21 protein-coding genes and 4 pseudogenes are annotated in these 23667 nt (G+C 67.6%); 10 read left to right on the top strand and 15 right to left on the bottom strand.

Translation table 11 applies throughout. From position 1 onward, the window contains the following. Positions 1-425: 425 nt before the first annotated feature. From ACWGJ5_RS41420 to ACWGJ5_RS41410, 3 genes are all read right to left on the bottom strand, one after another. Positions 426-860, bottom strand: coding sequence for a hypothetical protein (locus ACWGJ5_RS41420; RefSeq protein WP_453314779.1), 435 nt, complete (start codon positions 858-860; stop codon positions 426-428). Positions 861-1072: 212 nt separating this feature from the next. Continuing rightward, on the bottom strand, positions 1073-1636 hold the full coding sequence (locus ACWGJ5_RS41415) for a hypothetical protein (RefSeq protein ID WP_453314778.1): 564 nt from the start codon (positions 1634-1636) through the stop codon (positions 1073-1075). A gap of 115 nt (positions 1637-1751) precedes the next feature. Then, positions 1752-1931 (bottom strand): hypothetical protein, encoded by a 180-nt coding sequence (locus tag ACWGJ5_RS41410; RefSeq protein ID WP_453314777.1) that lies wholly within the window; start codon positions 1929-1931, stop codon positions 1752-1754. 139 nt (positions 1932-2070) lie between these two features. Here ACWGJ5_RS41410 and ACWGJ5_RS41405 point away from each other — a divergent pair, with 139 nt between their 5' ends. From ACWGJ5_RS41405 to ACWGJ5_RS41390, 4 genes and pseudogenes are all read left to right on the top strand, one after another. Beyond that, entirely contained in the window at positions 2071-5004 is a 2934-nt protein-coding gene (locus ACWGJ5_RS41405) for a BTAD domain-containing putative transcriptional regulator (RefSeq protein WP_453314776.1), read from the top strand. A 411-nt stretch (positions 5005-5415) separates the two neighbouring features. Further along, positions 5416-5763, top strand: coding sequence for a helicase associated domain-containing protein (locus ACWGJ5_RS41400; protein ID WP_453314807.1), 348 nt, complete (start codon positions 5416-5418; stop codon positions 5761-5763). 793 nt (positions 5764-6556) lie between these two features. Continuing rightward, entirely contained in the window at positions 6557-7444 is an 888-nt protein-coding gene (locus ACWGJ5_RS41395; RefSeq protein ID WP_453314775.1) for an RNA polymerase sigma factor, read from the top strand. A gap of 485 nt (positions 7445-7929) precedes the next feature. Further along, a pseudogene (locus ACWGJ5_RS41390) lies at positions 7930-8280 on the top strand (SsgA family sporulation/cell division regulator); the annotation flags it as partial. A gap of 540 nt (positions 8281-8820) precedes the next feature. Here ACWGJ5_RS41390 and ACWGJ5_RS41385 read toward each other — a convergent pair. From ACWGJ5_RS41385 to ACWGJ5_RS41370, 4 genes and pseudogenes are all read right to left on the bottom strand, one after another. Next, positions 8821-9639, bottom strand: a complete 819-nt coding sequence (locus tag ACWGJ5_RS41385) for an IS5 family transposase (RefSeq protein ID WP_453314774.1) — start codon at positions 9637-9639, stop codon at positions 8821-8823. Positions 9640-9933: 294 nt separating this feature from the next. Next, a complete protein-coding gene (locus ACWGJ5_RS41380; RefSeq protein ID WP_453314773.1) occupies positions 9934-10473 on the bottom strand; it encodes a hypothetical protein in 540 nt (179 codons plus the stop codon). A gap of 10 nt (positions 10474-10483) precedes the next feature. Then, positions 10484-11304 (bottom strand): annotated as a pseudogene (locus ACWGJ5_RS41375) (IS5 family transposase). Positions 11305-11441: 137 nt separating this feature from the next. Continuing rightward, positions 11442-11894 carry a hypothetical protein gene (locus ACWGJ5_RS41370; RefSeq protein WP_453314772.1) on the bottom strand — a complete coding sequence of 151 codons (453 nt, stop codon included), beginning with the start codon at positions 11892-11894 and terminating at the stop codon, positions 11442-11444. Positions 11895-12089: 195 nt separating this feature from the next. Between ACWGJ5_RS41370 and ACWGJ5_RS41365 the strand changes: the two genes are divergently transcribed. Both ACWGJ5_RS41365 and ACWGJ5_RS41360 read left to right on the top strand, forming a co-directional pair. Next, positions 12090-12923 carry a LamG domain-containing protein gene (locus ACWGJ5_RS41365; RefSeq protein ID WP_453314771.1) on the top strand — a complete coding sequence of 278 codons (834 nt, stop codon included), beginning with the start codon at positions 12090-12092 and terminating at the stop codon, positions 12921-12923. Between the two features lie 187 nt (positions 12924-13110). After that, a complete protein-coding gene (locus tag ACWGJ5_RS41360; RefSeq protein WP_453314770.1) occupies positions 13111-13722 on the top strand; it encodes a hypothetical protein in 612 nt (203 codons plus the stop codon). A gap of 46 nt (positions 13723-13768) precedes the next feature. Here ACWGJ5_RS41360 and ACWGJ5_RS41355 read toward each other — a convergent pair. Beyond that, positions 13769-13913: pseudogene (locus ACWGJ5_RS41355) on the bottom strand (IS701 family transposase); the annotation flags it as partial. 122 nt (positions 13914-14035) lie between these two features. Between ACWGJ5_RS41355 and ACWGJ5_RS41350 the strand changes: the two are divergent. After that, entirely contained in the window at positions 14036-14356 is a 321-nt protein-coding gene (locus tag ACWGJ5_RS41350) for a hypothetical protein (RefSeq protein WP_453314769.1), read from the top strand. A gap of 96 nt (positions 14357-14452) precedes the next feature. On the opposite strand, the gene ACWGJ5_RS41345 is transcribed toward ACWGJ5_RS41350, so the two are convergent. Both ACWGJ5_RS41345 and ACWGJ5_RS41340 read right to left on the bottom strand, forming a co-directional pair. Beyond that, a complete protein-coding gene (locus ACWGJ5_RS41345; protein WP_453314768.1) occupies positions 14453-14935 on the bottom strand; it encodes a hypothetical protein in 483 nt (160 codons plus the stop codon). Between the two features lie 15 nt (positions 14936-14950). Beyond that, on the bottom strand, positions 14951-15499 hold the full coding sequence (locus ACWGJ5_RS41340) for a hypothetical protein (protein WP_453314767.1): 549 nt from the start codon (positions 15497-15499) through the stop codon (positions 14951-14953). 777 nt (positions 15500-16276) lie between these two features. On the opposite strand from ACWGJ5_RS41340, the gene ACWGJ5_RS41335 reads away from it, so the two are divergent. The 3 genes from ACWGJ5_RS41335 (at position 16277) to ACWGJ5_RS41325 (ending at position 19909) form a co-directional block, all read left to right on the top strand. Continuing rightward, positions 16277-16732, top strand: a complete 456-nt coding sequence (locus ACWGJ5_RS41335; RefSeq protein ID WP_453314766.1) for a DUF4232 domain-containing protein — start codon at positions 16277-16279, stop codon at positions 16730-16732. Between the two features lie 457 nt (positions 16733-17189). Continuing rightward, the gene (locus ACWGJ5_RS41330; protein ID WP_453314765.1) at positions 17190-19028 is read left to right on the top strand and encodes a trypsin-like serine peptidase; all 1839 of its coding nucleotides are present in this window, start codon (positions 17190-17192) and stop codon (positions 19026-19028) included. Positions 19029-19351: 323 nt separating this feature from the next. Then, positions 19352-19909 carry a hypothetical protein gene (locus ACWGJ5_RS41325; RefSeq protein ID WP_453314764.1) on the top strand — a complete coding sequence of 186 codons (558 nt, stop codon included), beginning with the start codon at positions 19352-19354 and terminating at the stop codon, positions 19907-19909. 156 nt (positions 19910-20065) lie between these two features. Here ACWGJ5_RS41325 and ACWGJ5_RS41320 read toward each other — a convergent pair whose 3' ends face one another. The 5 genes and pseudogenes from ACWGJ5_RS41320 to ACWGJ5_RS41300 all read right to left on the bottom strand — a co-directional run. Continuing rightward, positions 20066-20443 carry a ribosomal protein L7/L12 gene (locus ACWGJ5_RS41320; protein WP_453314806.1) on the bottom strand — a complete coding sequence of 126 codons (378 nt, stop codon included), beginning with the start codon at positions 20441-20443 and terminating at the stop codon, positions 20066-20068. A 411-nt stretch (positions 20444-20854) separates the two neighbouring features. Then, entirely contained in the window at positions 20855-21445 is a 591-nt protein-coding gene (locus ACWGJ5_RS41315) for a hypothetical protein (RefSeq protein WP_097282755.1), read from the bottom strand. Between the two features lie 16 nt (positions 21446-21461). Continuing rightward, positions 21462-22757, bottom strand: coding sequence for a WXG100 family type VII secretion target (locus tag ACWGJ5_RS41310; RefSeq protein WP_453314763.1), 1296 nt, complete (start codon positions 22755-22757; stop codon positions 21462-21464). Positions 22758-22777: 20 nt separating this feature from the next. Then, complete coding sequence (locus ACWGJ5_RS41305) at positions 22778-23068, bottom strand: DUF6317 family protein (RefSeq protein WP_453314762.1); 291 nt, start codon at positions 23066-23068, stop codon at positions 22778-22780. A gap of 105 nt (positions 23069-23173) precedes the next feature. Beyond that, positions 23174-23667, bottom strand: a pseudogene (locus ACWGJ5_RS41300) (IS3 family transposase); the annotation flags it as partial.

Here is a 23667-nt window from a genome sequence, read left to right as displayed (position 1 = left end):
CGGGCATCTGCGACAACGGGTGCTGCGCTTTGGTCAGCTCCACTGCGGCGAGTTTGTGCACCAAGGGCACCCGCGGCCCTGCCCGACGGCAGAGAGGCGGAACCGGTGGCCGCCACACATCCAGCGGTAGCCCTTCGGAACGGGGTTTCCCGGCGGGACGAACGACCATCCGCTTCGCCCGCCGATTAGTCCGATTACCGGTCGGCGCAGGACTTCCTCGCACCAGGCCGCGGCAGTCGATGCCAGTTCCTCCGGGTCACCGGAGGACTTCACGCTGCACAGAAGTTCGTCTTCGACCAGAACGGCCCCGAAGTGTCAAAAGGACGCACATCTCGGCATCCGGTGGTCGGCCCGCACCCGGGCAGAAAGGGGGGGGCCACCCGACCACGGCGTCCGACCAGGCGGCTGCGGCACGGCCCAGGAGGTCAGCCGGGTGGGTTGTCGGAGGTGTATGTGAGGGAGTAGGTGGAGGTGCACTCCTCCACCGGCACGCTCATTTGCGCGGCGAACTCGGCCCGGGGCCTGCCGGTCGGCATCCGTCGAAGATCGTCAGCACGCTGACCAGCGTCAAGGCGGTACAGCGCCGCGTCTTTCCGGACGGTGCCGGTCCGCTGCTCCAGCGGGACGAACGAGCCCGGCGCTACCGCATCGACGACCCGCTCGTGGCCAGGCTTCAGCGGGCTTTCGCCCTGGCCGACGCCCGCCCCGACCTCCTGCGCGGCGAGCCGTCCGGACCGGCCACCTGACCGGTCGGCCCTGGGTAAGAAGCTGTGCGACATCCCCGCAGGGTTGAGGTCGACCACGCCGGTCTGTGGGTACGGGTTGCGCGGTGCGGTGCCGCCGTTCGGCCGGTACGGCATCGTCAGGACCTCGATATCGCCACCGGTGTCGTACGCCGGGTCAGGCCCGGTCCACAGCGTGTTGGGCGGGGCGTCCAGCCTGCCAGATCGCCGTAGGGGCTGTACTCCGGGCGCCAGTTGGCCACAGTCCGAGCCTCGGCGGGGGAGCTGACGACGGGTGGGGCAGCGGCTGGCGCCGCCGCCCTTGTCCGGTCAGGCCTCTGGGGTGAAGGTCAGGAGGGGGCCACCCAGCTGCCGCACCAGGCCGTCGGACCAGACCAGTCCTGGCCGCCGTACCAGTGCAGCGTGCCCCAGGCAACGCAGCCGTTCTGGTCGAACGAGGCGCCCGCCCGCCAGGCGTCGGGGCTCGGAACCCCGTGATCGAAGCCGCCGTACCACCAGTCCTTGGAACTCTCGTCCAAGGGGGCCGAAACGTGCGTGTTGTAGCCGGGGCCGTAGGGCGAACTCACATCGAGCGTGATGTTGTCGTACTTGTGGCTGCCCAAGTACGTCCCCGACCATTGGTAGTGCGCCCACACGGTGCCGTCGCAGGAGTTGTACATTTGCTCGACCTGACCCGCGTACTCGCTGTTGACTCCGTAGACGTTGCCGGGCTGCCCGATGTAGATCCAGCCGCAGCTCGCCGAGGTGACCACCGGCTCGGTCGTGCGCAGGTGCGGGCTGGGGTGCGTGGTGGCGCTGGCGGTCCCTCCGGCGCCGATGGCGGTGCCGCCTGCGAGGGCGAGGCTGGCGGCGGTGAGGGCGATGGTGCGTCGAATCTTGCGGAGATTGAGCATGGTGGCTGTCTCCTGGTTATGGCGGCAACTGCCCGCAGGGCCTTGCCGGCACGTCGACGTTGGATTGTGCTGGTTCCAGCGCATCGGATGGCACGCTCGCGATCCAATGATTCGATCAGGTTCGAAGGCGGCTGTACTTGACCCTGTCGGGGATCTTGAAGAACTCGGCTTCGCCGCCGACGGACCGGCGAAACAGCCGAGCGCTCGCACCATGGGCATGGGCCACTCCGGTAGAGGTGACAGCGACGACGGCCGTCGTCGCGGCCGCCACTGCTGCCTCGACCGAGCGTTTCATCGCCGTTCCTTTCGTTGCGCGGGAACGGCCGAATGACCCACAGTGACGCTATGGACACGGGTCCGTCGGCCGTCCTAGATTCGTCCTAGTGCCAGGTCAGCCGTGGGATCGGTGTTGATCCTGAAGTGCCGGGGGGAACATGAGATTTGGCGTGCTGGGGCCGTTACACGCTCAGATCACCGGGCGCGAGGTCCGATTAGACGGACCGCGGCAGGCCAAGATGCTGGCCGCGCTTCTGGTCGACGCCAACAACGTCGTCGCCATGGAACGGCTCGTCGCCGTGATGTGGGACGGGAAAGCACCCGCCACGGCGGTCCGTCAGGTCCAGGACGCTCTCTCCGGGCTGCGCCGCAACCTTGCCGCGTGCGGAGCACCCGGCTCCCTGATCAGCACGCGGCGCGGCGGCTACCAGATCCACCTGGCCCCGGATCAGCTCGACCTACTGGAGTTCGACCACGAGCGGCACCTCGCCGAACGGCACAAGGCCCCGTTCGAGACAGCTGTCGCGCTGCGGCGCGCGCTGACCTGCTGGCGTGGTGACGCCCTGGTCGACATCTCCAGCCGGGTCCTGGAGCTCGATGCGGTACGGCTGAACGAGAAGCGCGCGGCCACGCACAAACTGTGCCTGGGCATCGAACTTGACCTGGGGCGTCATCGTGAGGTCATCGAGGAGCTGACCGCCCTGCGACGCGAGCACCCCTACGACGAGCAAGTCGCCGAACACTTGATGGTCGCCCTCTACCGGTGCCAGCGACAAGGCGAGGCGCTGCAGGTGTACGAGCGGCTACGCCGGACACTAGCAGGCGAACTCGGCGTCGACCCCACCCCGCCGCTCCAGGCGCTGCATCGGCGCATCCTGGCCGCCGATCCCACCCTGGCGGTCCCCGTCCCGGCGAACGGTCCCTCGGACACACGAGAGGAAAGTCCCGGCACGGCGGCCACCGAACCGGTCATGGCGATGCCGGTGCGCCAACTGCCGCTCGATGTTCCCGACTTCGTGGGCCGCGCCGACGCGCTCGCCGAGATCGCCCGATTACTCGACGGGTCGGCGCCGAACCGGACCCCGGTGGCCGTCATCGTGGGCGGTCCCGGAGTCGGCAAGTCCTCTCTGGTGACGCACGCCGCGCGGCTGGCGAGCGCCACCTTCCCCGACGGCCAGCTCTACCTCAACCTGGCCGCGACATCGGACGAGCCGCGGGACCCGGCGCTGATGCTGGCCGAGGCGCTGCGTGCACTCTCGATCGCCGGCAGCGCGATCCCGAACGGCCTGTCCGAACGGGCCGCGCTCTACCGGTCGTTGCTGGTGGACCGCCGAATGCTGGTGGTGCTGGACGACGCAGGTCACGCCGATCAAGTTCTGCCGTTGCTGCCCGGGGCCGACGGCTCTGCCGTGTTGATCACCAGCCGCACTCTGCTGACGCAACTTCCCGGCGCCCGGCACATCGACCTGGACGTGCTGAGCCCCGCAGAGGCGCGGAAGTTGTTCACCGGCATCGTCGGGCGGCGGCGGGTCGAGCGGGAACCGACGGAGGCCGACGCGATCCTCGACTGCTGCGGCAACCTACCGCTGGCGATCCGGATCGCCGGCGCCAAGCTCACCGGCCGCCCGGCATGGTCGCTGCGGGTGCTGCGGGAACGGATCGAGGACGAGTCCCGGCGGCTGGCCGAGCTGAGGATCGGGGATCTCAGCGTGCGAGCCAGCGTCGAACTGAGCCTACGGCTGCTGCCAGCCGACGCGGTGCGCGCGCTGAGCCTGCTGGGTCTGCTCGGCGCCTACACCCTGCCCGGCTGGGTGGTCGGCCCGCTGCTGGACCGCTCGGATGCCGAGGAGGTGCTGGACACCCTCGTCGACGCCAGCCTGGTGCGGCTCACCGCCACCGACGCCATCGGCCAGCCGCGCTACCGGCTGCACGACCTGATCAGGACCTGTGCAGTGGAGATCGCCGCCCAGCTGCCGGCGGCGGACAAGCGGAACGCGATCGTCCGGGTGCTGTCCACCTGGCTCGATCTTGCCGGGCGCGGCACCGATCGGCTGCCGGCCGGGCCGCTGGCCGCCGCGCCCGGTTCGGCGCCACGCCTGTCGCTGCCCGACACGGTCGTGGACCGGCTGATGGCCGACCCGCTCGGCTGGTTCGACGCGGAACGCGACAACCTGCTCGGCGCGGTGAAACTGGCCGTGGACTGGGGACTGGACGAGTTGGCGTGGGAGCTGGCGGCCAGCCCGGCGACCTACTACGACCACCGGTGCCTGTACCAGGACTGGGAGCACGGGCACCGGCTCGCGCTGGAAGCGGCCGAGACCGCCGGCAACAAGCGCGGCGCATCGGTGCTGCTACGCGGCCTTGGCCAGCTTCACATCTACCGAGACCAGTTCGACGGGGCGACCCGGGCCCTGGAGTCCTCCCTCGGCCTGTGCCAGGACGGCCAGGACAAGCGCGGCGAGGCGTTGTCGAAGGCGATGCTGAGCACGATCAGCCGGGTGCAGGGCCGTTACGACGAAGCCGCCGAGCGTGTCGAGCAGGCCCTGGCCATCGCGGTCAGTGAGGGCGACCGGCACCTCGAAGCGCAGCTGTCCTGTTCGATGGCCGTGATGCGGCTCATGCACGACGAACTCGACGAGGCGCAGTCCTGGTTCGACGAGGCCTTGCGCCAGGCCAGGGCGCTCGACGACGGGCATCGGGTGGCGGTCGTACTGCGGCGGTTCAGCCGGCTGCACGATCGGCGCGGTGATCCGGACGAGGCCCTGCGCTGCCTGCGGCAGGCGTTGGCCACCTTCGAAGAACTGGCCGACGAGCGGTGCGCCGCGTACACGCTGCTGGAAGTCGGCCGCGTCTACGCCGGTCAGCACGACCGGAACCGGGCGAGCCCGGCGTTGGAGCGCGCGGCGGACCTCTTCCACCGGCACGGCGACCGCCAGGACGAGGCCGCGTGCTGGCAACTGATCGGCGACTTGGATGCCGCCGCCGGCGTCCACGACCTGGCGCGCCAGCACCGCGGGCGGGCGCAGCGGTTATGGCAGACGATCGGCGGCATGCACCTGACGAAGGCTACAGCGCCACCATCGTCGCCATGACCTGGCTGACGCTGTGCACGCGGCCGAGGAACTCAGCGGGGTAGGCGCGGGGCATGTCCGGCAGCCTTTCGTGAAGGCCGTCAGTTAGCCAGCAGAACTGGAACCTGAGAGGTGGGGCAGGTCAAACTGGAACCTGAGAGGTGGGGCAGGTCAAGATGTCACCCGATCGTGCGGCAGACCCGCGGCACTTTGGTGGACAAAGGAGAATGCCGGCGGCACGCTGCCCACATCGTCGGGCACCGTCGTGCACCAGGGCGAGGACCTCGCCCGGTGGGTGCGATCTGGTCCGGCTCGGCTGGGACAACCTCACAGGCGTCCAGCAGTGGATGTGTGAGCACATCCACGGGATTCCAGGCCGCGGCCGAGGACGAGAAGCCCAAGCCGCGCCGTACGGAGGCCGACAAGTGGGCGATGAACTACGAGGCCGCCAAGCAGTTCTACGAGCGCGCGGGGCACCTGCGCGTGCCGAGGAAGCACGTCGAACGGATCGTCGGCGAGGACCAGGAGGAGCGGGAGCTCCGGCTCGAGGCATGGATCAGCAACCAGCGGATCCGGGCCGCGACGTGTCACCGGAGCGGGTGGAGCGGCTGTTCGCCATCGGCATGCGATGGACATAGCCCCGCCCTGAGGCCGTACGCACCGTGCGCAGGGCGTGACGGACGGCGTTGGTCCTCCTCATGCGCGGGGAAGGGTCGGTGCCGTCGGTGCCGGAGTCAGCCGGGGGTGCGGGGGAGGCGGACAGGCTGGGTTTGGTGTTGAGGATGACGGGGCCAGTCGGCGGAGCGCTGGCGGTCGAGGTCGGCGACGGCCACGTCGTCTGTGGGGTGGGCTGGGCCGCAAAGACGGCGGCGTCGGCGAGCTTGCCGGGTCGGAGCTCGCTGCCGGCCGGCTCCGCTGGCTCGCGCAGGTGGTCGGCGAACGCGGGGCAGTGGAGGCTTGTCCTGTCCGATCCGCCGCACATGAGTGCCCCTGGGACCCACTCGACGTGGGGGTGAACCGTTCGGCCGGGGTCATCCGCTCCTGGGGTGTGCCGATGGTCCGGCCGACTGGTTTCGTTCGCGCGCTGTAGTGCTGTGGGGGGCGTGGCACCGGTAGGTGTGCGCCCCTCGGCCGGCGGTGCCGGCCCGCCCCCTGTGACTGCAGGGCGGCGGGCGGGCGCGGGGCGTCAGCTCGCAGCGCACGATGCAGTCCTTGATCAGGAAGGCTGACGCGGCTCACGTTCCGCCTCAGAAGGGTCCTGGGTCGACTCTATTTTCTGGGTTGCCCCAGTCAACTCCCTCCATACCTCTGCCAGCGGGATGCAGGCCCGGATCAGGCGGGTGAGGGAGCGCGGCACGTGTTCCATGGCAGCGAGTACGGCCAGCAGGCCGGTCGTGGCCGTGACGAACGTTTGGGTCATGCCGTTGTCGTAGGGGGTGACGCGGCCGTCGCATCACGGTCGCGTGGTGGTTCACACGTTCGGGGATTCCTTTTCGGAATCGCGTTATCCGCGAGCCCTTCCTCTCCCTACAACGCTCTCAGAACGTGACCGCATCGGTTCGCAGGGAGAGGTATGCCCGACGACCAGTTCGACGGGGCTCCAACATTAGGGGCCCAACAACTGCCAGCTGCACGCGCCGGCAGCGACGCTCTGGAGCCCCCGCTCTTCAGGGTGCGGATCGAAGAGGATTCCGCCGCCCTCACCATACTCGCGGACGAGGCCGCCGCCGAAACCAGCCAGAGAGCAGCCGACGACGCGGCCGTGTATCAAGCCCTGGCAGCCGCACAGTTCGACGGGCCGGCCTGGGACCTTTTCGCGCAGGCATTGACCGAGTACGCCTATCCAATTGTGACCAACTGGCTGTACACGGGGGAGATCTTCACCTTGTGCGCGGCCCGGGGACGGCCCGTTCGGGCACCCCGGACGCTGCAGGACATGGAGGCTCTGCGCGCCGACCCGGACGAGCGGGAGGAGCTCATCTGTGAGGTCGTCGCACGGGCCCTGCACCTCTACCGCCGGAACGCACTTCGCGGCGCCGGCTGGCGCCCGGACGGCCGCGCGTCCCTGAAGACGTATTTCGTCGGTGCCGTCCTGGGGGAGTTCGCCGGGGTCTATGACCGCTGGGCTTCGGAGCGCGCCCGGCGCCCACCGTGTGACCCGGACGGCATGGACGCGTTGCGAGATGTCGCAGGTCATCCCGGTGAGGAACCCGAGAACCAGGCGATCGGCCATGACGCTGTGCGGCGGTTGCTCGCGGAGGTGAAGGACGAGACCACGCGGACCGCTGCCTTCCTCTGGTCGAGGGGTTATACGGCGAAGGAGATCGGCGAGTACCTCCACCTATCGGCGTCGGCCGTCGCGATGCGCATGTCTCGGCTGAGAAAAAGCCAACCGAAGCAGGGTGGCCCGGAAGATCAACTCACCCCCTCGGCGGCGCAGGACGGCAGGGAGGACACGTGAAGCGGGAAGAAAGCCTCACAGACGGGGTCGCAGAGGCCATCACGAGGATCCAGGAGGCGGAACTGCATGCCCCCGAAGCGCTGCGCCCGAAGTTCCGTGCGTGCCTCGAACAGCTCACGGAACTGCAGGAGCGCCTGGACGCAGAAGCAGGGGGAGCCGACGGACATCCGGACAGCCTGACTGGCCCGGACTTCGCGACCTTGCTCAAGCGGTCCTCGCTCGGCACACCAGGGACGGCAGCTCTCCGCGCTCGTACCGGCGCCGAGGTGCGGGAGCGGATCGAGAGGCGGTTGGCCGAACTGGAGGGCAGCGTCCCAAACGATGCGCCGCCCCACAGCGCCGGTGAAGCTGAACCCGTACGCAGAGTCGCGGGCCAACTGCGCACTCTGTTTCGCAGCTACTTGGAGCATCGCCGCCAACAGGCCGAGGAGCAGCCGGAGGACAAGGAATGCCCCGATACCTCCGAGGTGGTCTGCGAGGTGAGCATGCGGCTGGTGGTCTCCAGCAGTTCCTCGATGCCCGTGCCGACGAAGCTGCGCTACCGGCAGTCAGATCCCTACGCCATCGAAGCGCGATTCCGGACGGGCCCAGACGAGCTAGTGCACTGGGTCTTCTCTCGTGAGCTTCTCGCAGCCGGACTCCGCACCTCCGCAGGTGCTATGGACGTGAAGATCCGGCCCGCTGTCTCACACGGAATGGAGGTCGTCTTCATCACTCTGCAGTCCCCTGAGGGAACGGCGCTGCTGGAAGCCCCCCGGGCAGCCCTGCAGAAGTTCCTCCGACGCACGAACGGCCTAGTAGCACCTGGAGACGAGAGGCGACACGTCGACGTGGACGAGCTATTCAAACTCACCGCACTTGACGGGCGGGACACGGTGGGCAGACCCGACGCCGCCATCGAGCCGGTGAACGAGGAGGAAGAATACGAGGACGGCCCCGACCAGCGAGCCGAGCCTGACCAACTCCTCGATGAGCAGAGAGGACACGACAACGGGTGATACCTCCGATCCCATCGGGTCCGTATCGGATGGTGCCCACCGGCCGACACGTGATCACGGGCCGTCCGGCGCGTGACGTGGTGCTGATCGATCGAGTGGCGCGGTGTCGGCCGCCAGCGCCGTGACGCACTGGCACCGCAGCCCTCGTCCTCCCGCTCCCTATCGCGCGCAGCTGGAGGACATCGACCCGTCGTGGTGTCCGGCCTGGCCGGCGGAGTGGCAGCGTGCCTTCCGCCTCGTCCGGCTCCACCAGGAAGCCGGCAACGAGCTCCCGATGGAGTCGGGCGACGTCGTGTACCAGGGCGAGGACCTGGGCCGGTGGGTCCGCTCGGTCCACCTCGGCTGGGACAACCTTAGAGGTCGTTTTCTCCCGATGTTTCATCCCGGAATAGGTGTTTGATCCCGGGATGTCGGGTTGCGCCAGGAGATGGTGGCTTCGTTGGTGAGGCGGCGGGCCATCAGGTCGGTCATGGCGAGGTGGATCATGGCTTCGGAGCGGGCGGGCAGGGTCTCGTAGTCGCGGGCCAGGCGGCGGTGGAACATCAGCCATCCGTAGGTCCGTTCCACGGTCCAGCGCTTTGGGAGTGGGGTGAATCCCCTGGTTCCGGGGGTGCGTTGGACGATTTCCATGTCGATGCCGAGCTGGGCGGCGTGCTCGATGAGGTGCTGGCGGTAGCCGCCGTCGACCCAGACTTTGCGGATGGTGGGGTGGGCGGCGGCTACCTGGTCGATCAGGTGGGTGCCGGCTGTGGAGTCCTGCACGCTCGCGGCCGTGACCAGCACCGCGAGCAGCAGTCCGAGGGTGTCGGTGACGATGCTCCGCTTGCGTCCCACGATTTTCTTGGCGGCATCGGTGCCCTGTCCGGCGGCCGGGACGCTGGTGGAGGTCTTCACGCTCTGCGCATCGATCACGCACGCGGACGGCTCGGCTTCCTTGCCCTCCTGCTGCCGTAACAGCCTGCGCAGCACGCCGGTGAGCTGGGCGAACACGCCGTCCATCTGCCACTTGGCGAAGTAGCCGTAGCAGGTCTCCCAGGGCGGGAAGTCGTGCGGCAGGTAGCGCCACTGCACGCCGGTGCGGTCGACGTACAGGATCGCGTTCATGATCTCGCGCAGGTCATGCTCGGGCGGGCGGCCGATGTTCAGCGCATACCGGCGCCGCTCGGCCCGCCAGGCGCTCAGTACCGGCTCGATCAACTCTCAGCGGCCATCGGACAGATCACTCGGATACGCACGACGTTCAGCCATGACCTGGACGTACCGCCGACCGAGACGTGCGCCCAGGCGTGAACCGAGAACGGCGGGAGCACCCCCACGCGACGGGCGTCCTGGGATGAGACAGGCGCAAGACAACCCCCGCCCCAGCCGTCACCCCATCCAGCGCATGTGCCGCAACCACTCCACCAAACCCGCCAAAACGCCAACCCCTGGCCGAAAAGACCAGGCCAAAGCGTATATCACAGGCGAAAACGACCCCTCAGAGGTCGTTTCTTATGATGCGTCTGAACACATACGCTGCAGAGCGGCGAAGGCCGCGTCAGCGGAGTCGGCAGGGAACAGCCGCAGGACGGTGGCTCGGTTCGGCGTCATGATGACGTAATGCCGCGCCAGGTAGGAGAGATCTCCCCAGCTTTCTCGGGCATGGGCGCGCATCAGAACCTGGCCACATCTCGTGCAGGCGATCCAGGGGACTAGGACGAGACCGGTCAGGTCCTGTTCGGCCCCACCTACAGCCTCGGGGACGATGCTTCCGCCGCCTTCGATCAGCTTCAGGTGGCCCGATGTGCCGCCATCACGGCACTGAAGGATCCGTGGTGTGAGCGTCTCCCGCTCGCCCCAGGTCTCCGCGAGCACGGAGATCTGGACCCTGACCGTCTCGCTGATCGGCACTCGGTGACCGAGGATGCCGGAGACGAGCAGGCCAAGTCCCGCCTCCTGCTCTCCGATGTCCCAGCAGTCTTTGACTTCCTGGGCTTCGGCTTCCGGCAGCAAGGCGGCGAGCCAGTTCCAGATGACGGCATCGTCGGTCACCTGGCAGACGCTACCGGCCGGCGCTGACACCCAGATGCCGCAGGCAGATGAGCATGACCGCGATTGCAGTGAAGCCAATGAAGTGTTCGGGCTTCCGCTCGTAGCGCCGGTGCAGCCGACGGCACCCGGACAGCCACGACATAGTCCGCTCGACCACCCAGCGGTGACGGCCAAGGCGGGCTGAGCTCTCGACCCCGCGGCACGCGATACGCGGGACGATGCCGCGTTCCCGCAGCCATTTCCGCAGGTGGTCGTAGTCATAGCCCTTGTCGCCGCGCAGCTTGGCAGGCCGCCGACGGCGCGGTCCCCGGCGGGATCGAATGGGCGGGATGCCCATCACCAAGGGTTCCAGGGCCTGGCTGACGTGCACGTTGGCACCCGAGATGGCGACCGAGATCGGCAGGCCGTTGCGGTCGCAGATCAGATGAATCTTCGACCCATTCTTACCCCTGTCGGTCGGATTCGGTCCCGTCAGTGGCCCCCTTTGACGGCGCGGATGCTCACCGAGTCGATGGCGCACCGGGACCAGTCCAGCTCGCCCGGGCGCCGAGGTCGTCAAGGATGCCTCGGTGCAACCGGGCCCACACTCGGTCCCGGCTCCACTGGGCAAACCGGCGGTAGACCGCCTGCCAACGGGCTCCGAAGACCGGGGGGGAGCTGGCGTCAGGTGCAGCCGGACGTGCCGACGAACACGATCGCCGCCAGCACCTCCCGGTCGCCAGCACGCCGACGGCCACCACTCTGCGGCCGCTGCACGACCGTCAGCGGCACAACCCGTCGGAACAACTCCCATAAACCGTCCGGAACCAGGTGCTCTACAAGCCCCTCCACATGGGCTTAACGCCGCGCCCCGCCAACGGTGTCTTAGAAGCGTTGCCGATAAACCACCCCACACACCAACAGCCCCACCGGAAACAAACTCCGGTGAGGCCACTCCATGATGTTCTTCTGCGGGCATTCAGTCCGAACTAGAAATACCCAGCCTTCGCCAGGGTAACAGTCTGGAAATACATTCCTTCACCTTCCAAACCATCCTCAGGAAGCGTCGGCCTCCAAAACACGAGCGACTGCTCAGGAGAAATCAGCGCTCGGCCATCTTCGTGAACTTCGGCACCTAGCCGTTCCATCAGCCATGAAATGAGTTCCTCTGCTGGCGTCGAGAACACATCCCGCCCCTCGTACCGAACGGTGTCACCAGACTCAGGCCGATGCACTTCGATGGCCTGAATTAGCCCGCTTCCATCCGGAGATGCCGAAATGCTCATACCTGACGAGTAATGAGCAAATCCCCGCACGGGAAAGAGTTCACTGCCGGAAGATTCAAAGCCTGGCAGATTTTGCAGGATCTGCTCAACCTCGTCAATAGTCATTCCGAGCGTGACAGGACCCACACCTTGCAGCGGAACCAGTTCAACATCCATGAGACCCTCCCGAGATCGGCATCTTGAGTATGACCTTCCTACGGAGTCACCGCTGGCCACTGAGGGCCACCGGGGAAGACCTCACCTGTGCGAGGAACCGTCCGTAGAACTTGATATTGAGGATTGTCGGACAAGCTCTCGATCATTTCAGTTATTGCATCGTCGTACTTCGTTCCGAACCTTGCCCGGACATCATTGATATCCGTCGCCACCGACGGTGATGCCACCAGCCCAGCTGGCGGACCCGACGGCAACCCCGACCTGTACGCCGTCGACACCGGTGGCCAACTCCTGCTCTGCCCCGGTGCCGCCCCCAGCGGCGACCTACCGACCCTGACCGACCCTGTCTCCCTGGGCAGCGTCACCGACGCCGCCCACAACTGGTGGAACCTCGACGAAGGCACCGGCACCACTCTCAGTGACACCAACGGCACCCTCAACGCCGCCCTGACCGGCGCCTACACCTGGACCACTGACAGCACCCGCGGCACCGTGCTGAACCTCACCGGTACCACCGGATACGCCGCCACCAGCGGCCCAGCCGTCGACACATCCAAGAGCTTCACCGTCTCAGCCTGGGCAAACCTCACCTCCCTCAGCGCCAACTCCACCTTCGTCTCCCAGTCCGACAGCGCGGGCAACGCCAACGGCTTCCAGCTCTACTACTCCTCCGGCAAACACGCCTGGGCCTTCGGCCGCCACAACGACGACACCACCAGCCCCAGCTTCACAGCCACCTACGGCGGCACGCCGACGGTCGGTACATGGACGCACCTGGTCGGCGTCTACGACTCCACCACCAACCAGCTCACTCTCTACGTCAACGGCCGTCAGGCCGGCAGCAAGGCCTTTGGCGGTACCTCCTGGAACGCCACCGGCCCCCTCCAGATCGGCCGCCGCCTCTACGAAGGCGCCTACGGCGAATACACCAACGGAAAGATCAGCGACATCCACATCTACAACACCGCCCTGCCGCCCGCCGACGCCGCTGCAAACGGCGACAACCCGGCAGTCAGCCAGCTCGGCTGATCAATAGTGAAAGGACCAACAGGCGCTCGGCTGGGCCTCAGCCGAGCGCCTGCTCTCTTCGTCCTTCAAACCTCAGACCTACGGGAGCGTGTCCATGCCTTCCATACCGCAGTCGCCGCACCAGGCGCCTGTCTCCCCCTGGGGCACCCTGCCCCCTACCCCGCCGGAGAAGAGCCGGGTCGGCCTCATGGGCGCGATCATCGGCGGGGTCTTCCTCCTGATCGTTGCGCTCCTGGTAACGCTGGTGCTGGTAGGGAAGAAGATCGAGAACAGCTATCCCCGGGCCGAGTCCGTCCTGACCGTGCCCCGGGCACTGCTCGACGGCCGCTTCAAGCTCACCAAGGACGACTCCCCAACCCTGGGCCGAACGCTGCAAAGGAGCTGGAGGCATAACTGGGACGCCGAGGCCGTCCATGGCGTCGTCGCCGTGTACCACCCGGACAGCGGCGAACGGGGCGAACTCGCCGTGACCGGCATGTACGGCCGGTTCAAAAACACCAATCAGGTGCGCTCCCGCGTCCTGGCAGCCAACAGCGCCAAGAACACCCGGGTGAAGGTACTCCTGCCGCCGGAAGACGACACCCCGCCCGGCTCCCGCACCCACATCAGCTGCGAGGTGGTGACCCGGACCTGGGCCGACGGATCGACGCTCACCTACCCCGTCTGCGCCTGGGCGGACGGCAACACCTGGGCCCGGGTGGCCGACATGACCCTCCTTACCTCGATGGACGTCGACCTGAAAACCGCCGCCAGGACCACCCTCCGGATCCGCTCCGAAATGGTGAAGCCGATCACGTGACCGGCCCGCCGGGGAGTGTCAACTTAACGGCCCTGTCGCACATTCGGTTCTTGCGCGGCAGGTCCGACAACAAACCGAGCACGAACTCCCGTGCCCGGCGCGGGCTCCACCCGGACGAACCGTCCCGCGATACGGCCCATCAGGATCTCGAACTGCCAGTGGGCAGGATCTATGCTGTGACCTGCGGCCACCGTCTGATCTTCTATCTTCACACACCCATGATCACCGGTGGCTGCACCCGTTCCCGGACCAGCCCCGACCAACACGATCAGGATCTGGGCCCGAGCCACCAGCTCTGGAGTTGAATCGGCTGATGGACATGTCCTCCCGCGAGATCCGCATGCCCCTCAACGAGGCCGTCGCAGTACTGCAGGACCTGAACGAGTTCGTCGTTTCTCTCGACCGACTCGGATCCCGCCAGGCATCCGGAACCGCCGACGAGTTCACCGTCAGCAAGTTCATCGCCGACTGGGATGTCGCTCGGCGATTGGCCCGTGCCCGACGCGTCATCAGCGTCGCGCTGGATGCACAACTGAGTGAGGAGGACAACGCCGCGATCGACGCCCTGTGCGACCAGGGCCGCTTCTACGGCGAGGACGGGGCCATCGGCCCCTCCGCTGACCAGTCCCGCTGAGACAGCATGCGCATCGGACCGGGCCAATGGAGAGGGGTATCAGTTCTGCGGAGACCTGATACCCGACCAGCAAGATTACGATCCACAACGGGAGTATTAGTTTCCAGGTGGTTGCGTCACAACGATCCGCCAGATCACCGAATTGTCAGCTGAGAACTTCCACGCGAGGTCGTGGATATTGGCGTGCGGGATCTTGGCGCTAAATATGCCGGCCCCGTCACCGCACTGAGATCCGGCAAGGGTATGCCCGGAGGCGGTGATGTTGAACCTGGAGGGGCCGGCACATGTCCACATCACCGTGATGGATGAGGCCTTCCCCGCTGACGCGGGAAGCGTGAAAGCGTGCGCGCCGTGGCCCGATCCTGTGTACAGCGTCGTCGACCCGACAGGGAGCGGAGACTGGACTGGATTGGGAAGGCGGTCCGGATTCGTCGAAGTCTGCACCGCAGAGGGCATCGCGCCGGTCCCCGTCGTCGCTTTCGCCGGAGGCGTCGTCGCATGGGTGGCGGTCGCGCCACCGGAACAGGCGGACACGAGCACCAGGGCCGACAGGCCTACGGCCAGCAGGGAAGGCTTCATCAGGTCGTCCTCAACTCACGAGTGGGCGATGTAGGGCGAGAGCGCCGGGAGCTTGGCGGTCCCATGATTGGAGACGATCCACTTGCAGGCGCCGTTCGTGGAACCCCGTTCCCAGTTGAAGGAGTATCCCTTCGAGCCCAGTGCGAGCCATCCTCCGTTCCTCTGGCTCGCCGGAACCACCCACGACCCGCCGAGGGTGACGGTGGTGGTCTTGGCATAGGAGATCGAGCCGCTGATGGTCTCCTCGGCGGCAGCGATCAGGACTGACTCGCTCAGCTTGGCCGAACATGTAAAGGTGCCGGTCCAGGTGTGGCCCTCGGCCACCGAGACCGAGAGCGTGGTGCCGGGGTCTCCGTAGACGGTCTTCTTACGGTCACCGACGAACGTGCTCTTGACGTTGTAAAAGCGGAAGCCCGGGTCGGGCGGGCAGCCGTCCGGGTTCATCGGATGGTTAGCATTGCCCAAGTCCCCGCCTTGGTCCACCGAGACGTCGGTGTCGGCCGGCGCCTGGGGAATCGGGTTCCCGTCCAGGTCGGCATTGACCTCCGACGAGGTGTCCGACACCGAGGGGTGCCCTCCGCGAAAGCAGTGCCCACTCCCCCGGTTCCGACGACGAGAAAAGCGGCCAGCGCGGCGGCTGTGCATGTGCGAGTCAGTGCGGCATTCATAGTATTTCCCTCCGCCCCCGTCCGGGAGCGGCATGAACACAACAATCGACGGATGCCTGACTGATCGTCAAGGAACTGTGGAAACCCTGAGCAAGACTTGAGGTAGAGATCTTTACTGCCTTCGGCGTGTCAGGGTGAGGGTGGGTCGTCGAGGGTCGGGCCGGTGCCCGTCGAGGGTGCGGGGCCTGCTGCAGGTGTTCAAGCCGGTTGCGACGAGGACCTCGAGCCGGTCGAGGGCCATGACGGGAACGGGCCGCGGTGTGGGCCACATCATGACGGACGACGAAGGGCCCGATGCCGTCGTGTGTCGGGCGGCGGGTGAGGGGCCGGGGGAAGGAAGGTCGCTCGCGGGCGAGTTGTGGGAATTCGACCTCCCCAGCGACGACGCGGGTGTCCACGCGTCCGCGTCGCAGGGTGCCGCTTCGGGGGAACCCCCGCAGGGGCGAATGCATCTCCCTGGCCGGGAGGCAGGAGTGGCGGCACCCGGCCTCCGCAGGGTCGCTTCCCAGGGGGAGTTCTTGTGGCACGGCAGACAGCGGCAGTCTCCGCTATCAGCCTGGCGGTGATGGCGGCTGCTGTGGCGTGCGGTCCAGCGCATCCGGACGCCGGGAAGCCGGGCGCCGGGCCGTCGTCCCGAGCGACGGCGGCGACCCCCGGCCGGGGACGGACGAGTGTGTCCCCCACGGCCTCGGCGGGAGCGGCATGCGGGACCGCGCAACTGCGTTGGAAGCTGACACTCTTCACCGATAAGCCGAGCAAGGCGCCGACGGCTCTGCTGAGCGCGACCAACACCAGCGCCGCGCCCTGCGCCTTCGATGGCTATCCGAAGGTGCAGGCGTACGCCGGCAAAGGCCCTGCCGTCTGGTCGGAACCGAAAGCCAAGGCGCCGGTCCGGCTGGTGTTGAACCATGGCAAAACGGTGGATTTCCCGCTCTTCTACCCGGCATCCCCTTCCGCAGACGGTTCCTGCGCCATCCCGGTGGACGACGCCCCGCGCATCGAGGTGCTGCCACCGCACCCCGCGTCCACCGACTATGGCGCTTCGCTGCAGATCACCGACCCGCACGGCCGGCATGTGACCCCGGTGTTCTGCGACACCATTCACGTGGGCACACCCCGTCCGCAGTAGACGGCAACAAAATCTGTACGTACGTTCGATTGTTGTGCGATCATGATGGCACCGGTGACCGCTGACCATGGTCTACCGGGTGCCGTCTCACGGGGCGGCAGGGGGAATGCATCGGGGGGTGCGCAGTGCGCTGGACTGGATCATGGGGGCGTCCCTGCCTGTCCACACGTGAGGGCCCGCGCGTCGAACGGCCCGAGTCGGGCCGTCTGCCAAGCCTGCCATCTGCCATGACGCCCGGTGCACCCGAGCGGAGACCACGATCAGCAGCCACGGCTGAAACGCCGACACTCCGCTCCGTGGCGAGGAACTGAACTTCCCGCCGGCAAGACCTGGCCGCGCACTCCGCGCCGGCCGTCCTTTCTGTGCGTGGCCCGGACGCGTCGAGCTCTCCGGCCTGCCTCACCTGGAGCAAATTAAGTTGCATAACACACGAATAGGCCTGGGGAGTGTGTTCGCGTTGTGCGCCGCACTTCTGCTGGGCAACGCCGCCGTGGCCAGAGCCGCCACACCTGCCCCGGCTCCCACCAGACCGGTGACGGCCAAGCCGAACCGCACCGACCACACGACCGCCGTCGCGAGCCCTTCGGTGTCCGTCACGCCTTCGCCGGCCAACAGCGGCAGCTGGACTGTTCAGGACGCCATCCGGTTCTGGACGCCCCAGCGCATGGCCTCGGCCACCGACCCCTCGGGCCGCATCGCGCAGCCGCAGGGCTGGAAGGCACCGCATATGAAGCGGTCCCTGACCGCCATCGACGGTGAGCACTTCGGCGGCATCAAGTCCGTCGGCATGCTCTTCACCACCACAGGTGACATGAAGGCCCATCACTGCACGGCCAGCGTGGTACGCAGCCCCGGGCGCAACCTCATCCTCACCGCCGGGCACTGCCTCGGCAGCAACGCGGCGTTCGTGCCCAAGTACGACCACACCAAGTCGGCGGGCGACCAGCCGTACGGCATCTGGCCGGTCGGTGAGTGGTTCCGCGACTCGCAGTACGCCTCGGACCGGAGCGCCAACTCCGACCTGGACTTCGCCTTCGCGAGCCTGAAGGAGAACGGCGGGCGCAACGTCCAAGACGTCGTGGGCGCCAATTCCCTCGCCCGGACACCGGGATTCGTCAACCAGGTGACCGTGATCGGCTATCCCATGGTCAAATACGACTCGCAGGACCGCGCGTTCCACTGCCCGAATGTCTGGACGACGCCGCTGCCGGCCTACAACCAGATGCAGATCGACTGCGCCGGCATGTGGGGAGGGGTCTCCGGCGGACCGTGGTTCTCAAAGTTCGACGCCTCTGGCGACACCGGCGAGATCATCGGCAACGTGGGCGGCTTCCTGCAGGGTGGTCCCGATGTGAAGACCGACAATCCGCTGTACAACCGGATCACCTACAGCCCGCTGCACGGCGACCGGTTCTTCCAGGACTACGACGACGCCCAGCAGGGCCTGCACACCGACCACGGCCCCTACCATCAGCCGCCCCTGCCCTACTCCATGGGCAGCGGGACGACGTGGGAGCATGCCAAGCTGATGGCCGCCGGCGACTTCAACGGCGCCGGACACAGCGACCTGATCGTGGTCTGGACCGACGGCGAGGTCACCCTCTACACCAACGACGGCCAAGGCCACTTCATCACCGAACGCCAGTTGGTCGCCCGCCACTCCATCTGGACTAACGCGGAGACCATCACCGCGGGCGACTTCACCGGATCGAACCAGTTCGACCTGATGGTCCGCTGGTCCGACGGCGAGGTCACCCTCTACGGCGACGTCGGCACCAACGGCCTCAACGTACCCGGCACGCAGATGGTCAAGCCCCACACCATCTGGGAGAACGCCACCCAGATCGCCGCAGGTCGCTTCGGCTCCTCGCGCTACGTCACGGACCTGATGGTGCGCTGGTCCGACGGTGAACTCACCCTCTACACCAATGTGGGGGCCGGAGGCTTCGGACAGGAGCACCAGCTGCAGAAACCCAAGTCCATCTGGACCGACGCCACACTGCTGACCGCCGGCGAGTACTCCGGCAACCAGAAATGGGACCTGATGGTGCAGTGGTCGGACGGCGAGCTCGACAACTACGTCGGCACCACGACCTCCGCCCTCGGCACCGAGGCACGCATCCAAAACCGCAACCGCCTGTGGACCCAAAACACAGTCATGACGACCGGCGACTTCACCCCCAACCACCGCACCGACGACCTCATCGTCCGCTGGTCCGACGGCGAGACCACGCTGTACGCCGACACCGGCATGAGCACCCTGGGCACCGAGCACAACCTGGTTCCCAAAGCCTGACGGGACCTGTCCCCAGCCGGGGCCTCCGCCACGCCGTTCCGGGCCGTACCTGTCCACGCCGTGGTGACGGAGCCGGGCGAAGCGCCCCTGATGAAAGATTGGCAGTGGTCAGAGTGGCTGGCCGACCTGGACAAGGGGGTCGTGGTCGGGCTCGTGGTCGGGCCGACCAGAGTGGACATGGTGACTGGGTTTGGCCCTTGCAGCCCGATTCGCACCATCCGTTTAGGGAGGGAGAGTTCTCCGGCCTCTGTCCACAGGCCAGTCCGCCGACCATGCGGGAACGACGCCGCGAGTCGCGCGGCGTCCTTCGTGAGGAGAACTTGATGCCGTACCTGATCCCGTCCCGTACACCGCTGACGCCCGAACAGGTGGAGCGGGGCTTCGACTACCTCCTGGCGCTGCAGATGGGTGGCGGCGCCGCTGTCGCCGGGCAGGCGGAAGCGGACCCGGAGCTGGCGTTCATTCTGCTGCGGCTGGCCGAGGACATCGTCTGGCCTGTCACGGCCGTGGGCGGGGACACCGATCCGTGCGCGGACTCCTTCGTGCTGGACGAGGTCGGGTGCGTGCTGCTGTCCGCGCTGCGGGACTGGGCGCGGGACTCCCCACCACGGCGGCGCCAGGCATCGCTCGCAGCATCATCCGGTTCGCGGGAAACGTCATCCCAGACCCCGCCCACCCGGACACCGCCGACGCCCTGCAGGCGATGCGCGATGAGCGCCTGGTGCTGGCGCACGCGGTGGCCTCCGCACCCGGTGCGCACCAGTAGCCGCACCTCCGTGGGAGTGGAAGCGCACCGGTGCGGTGGTGCGCATCCATCCGGTGTGCGCCGAGTCCATCCGGTGCCCAACGGGTGCGCTCGGTGGGGTGGAGCGGGCCGGTGAGGGCGGCGCGTTTCTCCTTGACACGGGCCGTGGTCAGGGGGAAATGCGGCGGGTGCGCACCGGGTGGATGCAGGGCATCGTGCCCTGATGGCGCTCTTTGAACACGGCTCTGACCGGAATTCCGTGAAACCCCAGGTAGAAGACCCGCACGCAGGATCATTCAGTCCCGGGCTGAGCCTGCAGTGACAGGGGCAGGCCGGTCGGCCCGTAGGTGCTGCAGAACGCGCAATCACAGCTGGCGAGCCAGTTCGCCTGGCAATGGGCGGTCGGCCAGAAGCGGGATGCGCAGGGGCCTGGATCGAGCAGCCTCCCGTCGCGGGGCACTGTCCTGTCGCACCAGGTACAGCGGATTGCTGCAGGGACGCCGGCGTCCTGCAGTCGCCGGGCCGCCACGGTCGCCCTGTCGAGCGGGGCCTCCTCCAGAACCGTCACAGGGGCGCGGTCGAGTAGAAGCTTGCCACGCCAGAGGCTCAGTCCGGTCACCGCTCTGACTGCCTGCAGAGCCTCCTGTCCGACCTTCCCGGGCTCGGTCACAAGCACGGCGAACCCTGGCTCCTCCACGGACACATCTCCTTCGGCGACGGAGTACGCGGCTCCAGTATGTCGACGGACAGAGCCTCGGCCCTTCAATTTTCGGTGCCCCCTGAGCTGCCATGCATCGGGGCCTTCACGAACGGCCAGAGCCGTTTTCAAGGATCCTCATCAGCCCGGCGATGTCGCACACTCCCGCACGATGCCGTCCACTTCAGGCCGATGGACTCCACCGAGTGGAGTGGATGTCGCGCATCGTCGGTGCGCACCAGGCATCGAGTGCGCGGCATCGGTGCGCTCAGTGGCCGGGCCGCGGTGCGGTGCGGGCTCCTGCGGGCGGTGCGCACGCTGGTCGTCCTGGCGCACCGGGTGCGCTCCATCGGCAGACGGGTGGGCAACCGGCCCGGCTCGCGCTCAGCGGCGTCCGTGGCGGCGCTCGGCCCGGTTGCGGGGCGGGAGCGGTCGGGCGGCCTCGGCCCGCTCCTCCTGCTCGCGCACCCGGCGCTCGTAGTCCTCGCGGGCGCCGATCTCGGCAGCGGTGCGGCGCGCGAGCGTCGGGGCGGCCCAGGTGCCGATCGCCCAGGCGACGGTGGCGGGCAGGACGGGCGCGAGGAGCAGCAGCGTCCAGCGGCCGCCGGCGGCCGAGGCGGCGTTCCTGCGCTGCCGGGAACGGTGCTCCCGCCATGCCTGTTCGGGGGTGGGGATCTCCACCGGTGCGCGCCGGGTGCGCACGAAACCCGCGACGAGGCTGAGCAGGCAGGCGACCGCCGTCACCGCGTACACCGCGGTACGTGCGGAGCGGGGCACCCCCACCGCTTCCCAGAACCCCGCGTAGAAGGCGGTCACGACGAGCCCGGCGAACAGCAGCAGGGCGAGCTGGAAGCAGCCATGTGCGATCCGGCGCAGCCAGTACCCGGCTCCCCGGTCGAACCAGGTGGTGCCCAGGCGCGGAATCGCCGCCGGCTCCACCTGCTCCCCGGGGACGCCGTCCGCGGTACTTTTCATGTCGTCCCCACCAACATCAGAAGATCTTGTGCCACAGCGCCTTGGACTTGTCGCCGATCCAGTGGCCGGTGCCGGTCACCATACCCTCGCCCGCGTGCCACGCCTGGGCCCCGGAGTGGCCGATGCCGTACAGCGTGCCCACGACCGCGCCGTGGTCGTCCCAGTCCTCGCTCCAGTGCTCGTGGAACAGCTTGTCGGCGAAGGTTCCCACGCCGACGACGACCGCGCCGCCGACCGCGGCCGTGGCGACCACCCCGTCCACCGGGATCGAGGCCGCGAGAGCGACACCGGCACCCAGGCCCACCAGCCCGCCGCCCACGTCGACGAGCACCGAGTGGCCCCAGGACCAGCCCTCGTCGTGGTCCTGCTTGGCCTCCAGACCACCGACGGCCACCGTCGCCGCGACGTCGATGACCGGTATCTCCTTGAGGAACCGGGGAGCGCCCTCGGCGAGTTCACTGCCGCGCAGGACGTCCGCCATCTTGTAGTTGAGGTACCGGTCGTACGGCATATGGGAGCTGCCGTTCTCCAGCCCGGCCAGCCGCCCTTCCAGGCTGTCGAGTTGGCCGGCGGCGGCCTGCCACTCCCCGCGCAGCTTGAACGCCTTGGGGAGGTTCGCGTCCGCCGTCCGGAACTTGGCCTCCTCGTCTTTCAGCGCGGACAGAGCCTTGTCGTGCTCCTCCTGGGCGTGCTTGATGTCGTCGGCCATGTCCAGGCCGAGCGCCCGGTCGCCCTCCGCCTCAGCGGTCCACAGGCCGCGCAGGTAGTCGGCGACCACGATCTTGTCGCCTTTCTGCATCGGCTCGCTGGGGTCGATCTCGGCGTAGAGCTGGCCGATGCGCTTGGCGGCGAGGAGCCGGGCACGCTGGGCCTGGTGCATCAGCTCCGTGTAGAGGGTGGTGTAGTCGTTGTTGTCCTTTGTTGCCTGCTCCTCCTTCTCGGAGGGCGGGTTGTTCGTCGCGAGGGGGATGGGCTCCCCCTTCGGCCCCATGGACACGCCCTTCTTCTGGGCGACATGGGCGGCGTTCTGCAGTGCCGTGTTGGCCGAGGACAGGTTGGTGGCCAGGTCGGTGAGCTCCTTGCCCACCGCGCACACCAGTTCGGCGAATCCGCCGGCGGTGATCGCGTCCTTGGTCCAGGCGGCCTCGAACTTCTCGGCGGCCTCGCCCTTCCAGCCCGCGTCCTTGACGAGCTTGTCAACTCCGTTGCTGAGCGGTTTGACGATGTCGTCCAGGTGCTCCTTGGCACCGGTGAGGGCGGTGCCCATGGCGGCCAGACCGTCGATGTCGCCGCCCACCCAGGAATCCGTCACAGCTTGTGTCCCCCGTCTCGCTATCCCATCAGGTCTTCGAAAAGCCCGTGCACGTCGATGTCGCGGTGCATCAAGTGCTTGACCGCGGCGTCAAGGAGATCCCCGTGCTCCTCGATCCGGCCGGCGAGTCTGGCATGCAGACCGGAGATCGCGTCCATCATCGAGCGGATCGTGTGGTCAAGACCGTCATCGCCCGACTTTGCAACGGCGGGGCTCACGGAGGTGTGGAGTTTCGCGTAGGACTTGGCCTCCGTGTGAAACGTGGAGGACATTTTTGTCACGTCCGACGTCACGATTTTCAGGTCGGTCACTGGACTGCCTCCGTGTAGGTTTTGATGTCCTCGGCGCTCCAGACCCGTACACCGGACGGGAGTTGCGGGTCGATGAGGCGTCCCCCGGAGTGTGGACACGGGGGTTCATGCCGCGAGGGTGAGTCTATGCTCTGCCCGATGCTGCTGTTCGAACTCGACGGGTGAGAGGTAGCCGAGGCTGCTGTGGCGCCTGCGGGCGTTGTAGTACGTCAGGCACTGGAAGATCTCCAGCCGGGCCTGCCGCACCGTCGTGAACACCCCGCGTACGGCTTCTCTCTTCAGCCCCTGCCAGAAGCTCTCGGCCAGCGCGTTGTCGTAGCTCGACCCGACACGGCCCATACTCCTGCGGATGCCGAAACGGATCGCTGACCTGGGCGAACGCCGCTGAGGTGTATTGCGAGCCCCTGTCCGCATGGAAAATCACTCCGTCGACGCGGCCACCGCGGGTCGCCACCGCCATCTTCAGGGCGTCGACGACCAACTCGGTCCGCATGTGCGTGGCCATGGACCAGCCGAGCGCCCGGCGCGAGCAGATGTCCAGGACGCAGGCGAGGTAGAGCCACGTGCCGCCGACTTGCACGTATGTGATGTCGCCGCAC

This window comes from Streptomyces sp. NPDC054783, from assembly GCF_053611725.1.
This window is presented reverse-complemented; position numbering and strand designations above follow the sequence as displayed.

Excerpts from the sequence above, each read along its gene's own strand:
- ACWGJ5_RS41315 (WP_097282755.1), bottom strand. The coding sequence starts at position 21,445 with ATGAAAAGTACCGCGGACGGCGTCCCCGGGGAGCAGGTGGAGCCGGCG.
- ACWGJ5_RS41350 (WP_453314769.1), top strand. The coding sequence starts at position 14,036 with ATGGACATGTCCTCCCGCGAGATCCGCATGCCCCTCAACGAGGCCGTC.
- ACWGJ5_RS41370 (WP_453314772.1), bottom strand. The coding sequence starts at position 11,894 with ATGGATGTTGAACTGGTTCCGCTGCAAGGTGTGGGTCCTGTCACGCTC.
- ACWGJ5_RS41360 (WP_453314770.1), top strand. The coding sequence starts at position 13,111 with ATGGGCGCGATCATCGGCGGGGTCTTCCTCCTGATCGTTGCGCTCCTG.
- ACWGJ5_RS41420 (WP_453314779.1), bottom strand. The coding sequence starts at position 860 with ATGCCGTACCGGCCGAACGGCGGCACCGCACCGCGCAACCCGTACCCA.
- ACWGJ5_RS41325 (WP_453314764.1), top strand. The coding sequence starts at position 19,352 with ATGCCGTACCTGATCCCGTCCCGTACACCGCTGACGCCCGAACAGGTG.
- ACWGJ5_RS41410 (WP_453314777.1), bottom strand. The coding sequence starts at position 1,931 with ATGAAACGCTCGGTCGAGGCAGCAGTGGCGGCCGCGACGACGGCCGTC.
- ACWGJ5_RS41395 (WP_453314775.1), top strand. The coding sequence starts at position 6,557 with ATGCCCGACGACCAGTTCGACGGGGCTCCAACATTAGGGGCCCAACAA.
- ACWGJ5_RS41405 (WP_453314776.1), top strand. The coding sequence starts at position 2,071 with ATGAGATTTGGCGTGCTGGGGCCGTTACACGCTCAGATCACCGGGCGC.
- ACWGJ5_RS41400 (WP_453314807.1), top strand. The coding sequence starts at position 5,416 with ATGAACTACGAGGCCGCCAAGCAGTTCTACGAGCGCGCGGGGCACCTG.
- ACWGJ5_RS41415 (WP_453314778.1), bottom strand. The coding sequence starts at position 1,636 with ATGCTCAATCTCCGCAAGATTCGACGCACCATCGCCCTCACCGCCGCC.
- ACWGJ5_RS41345 (WP_453314768.1), bottom strand. The coding sequence starts at position 14,935 with ATGAAGCCTTCCCTGCTGGCCGTAGGCCTGTCGGCCCTGGTGCTCGTG.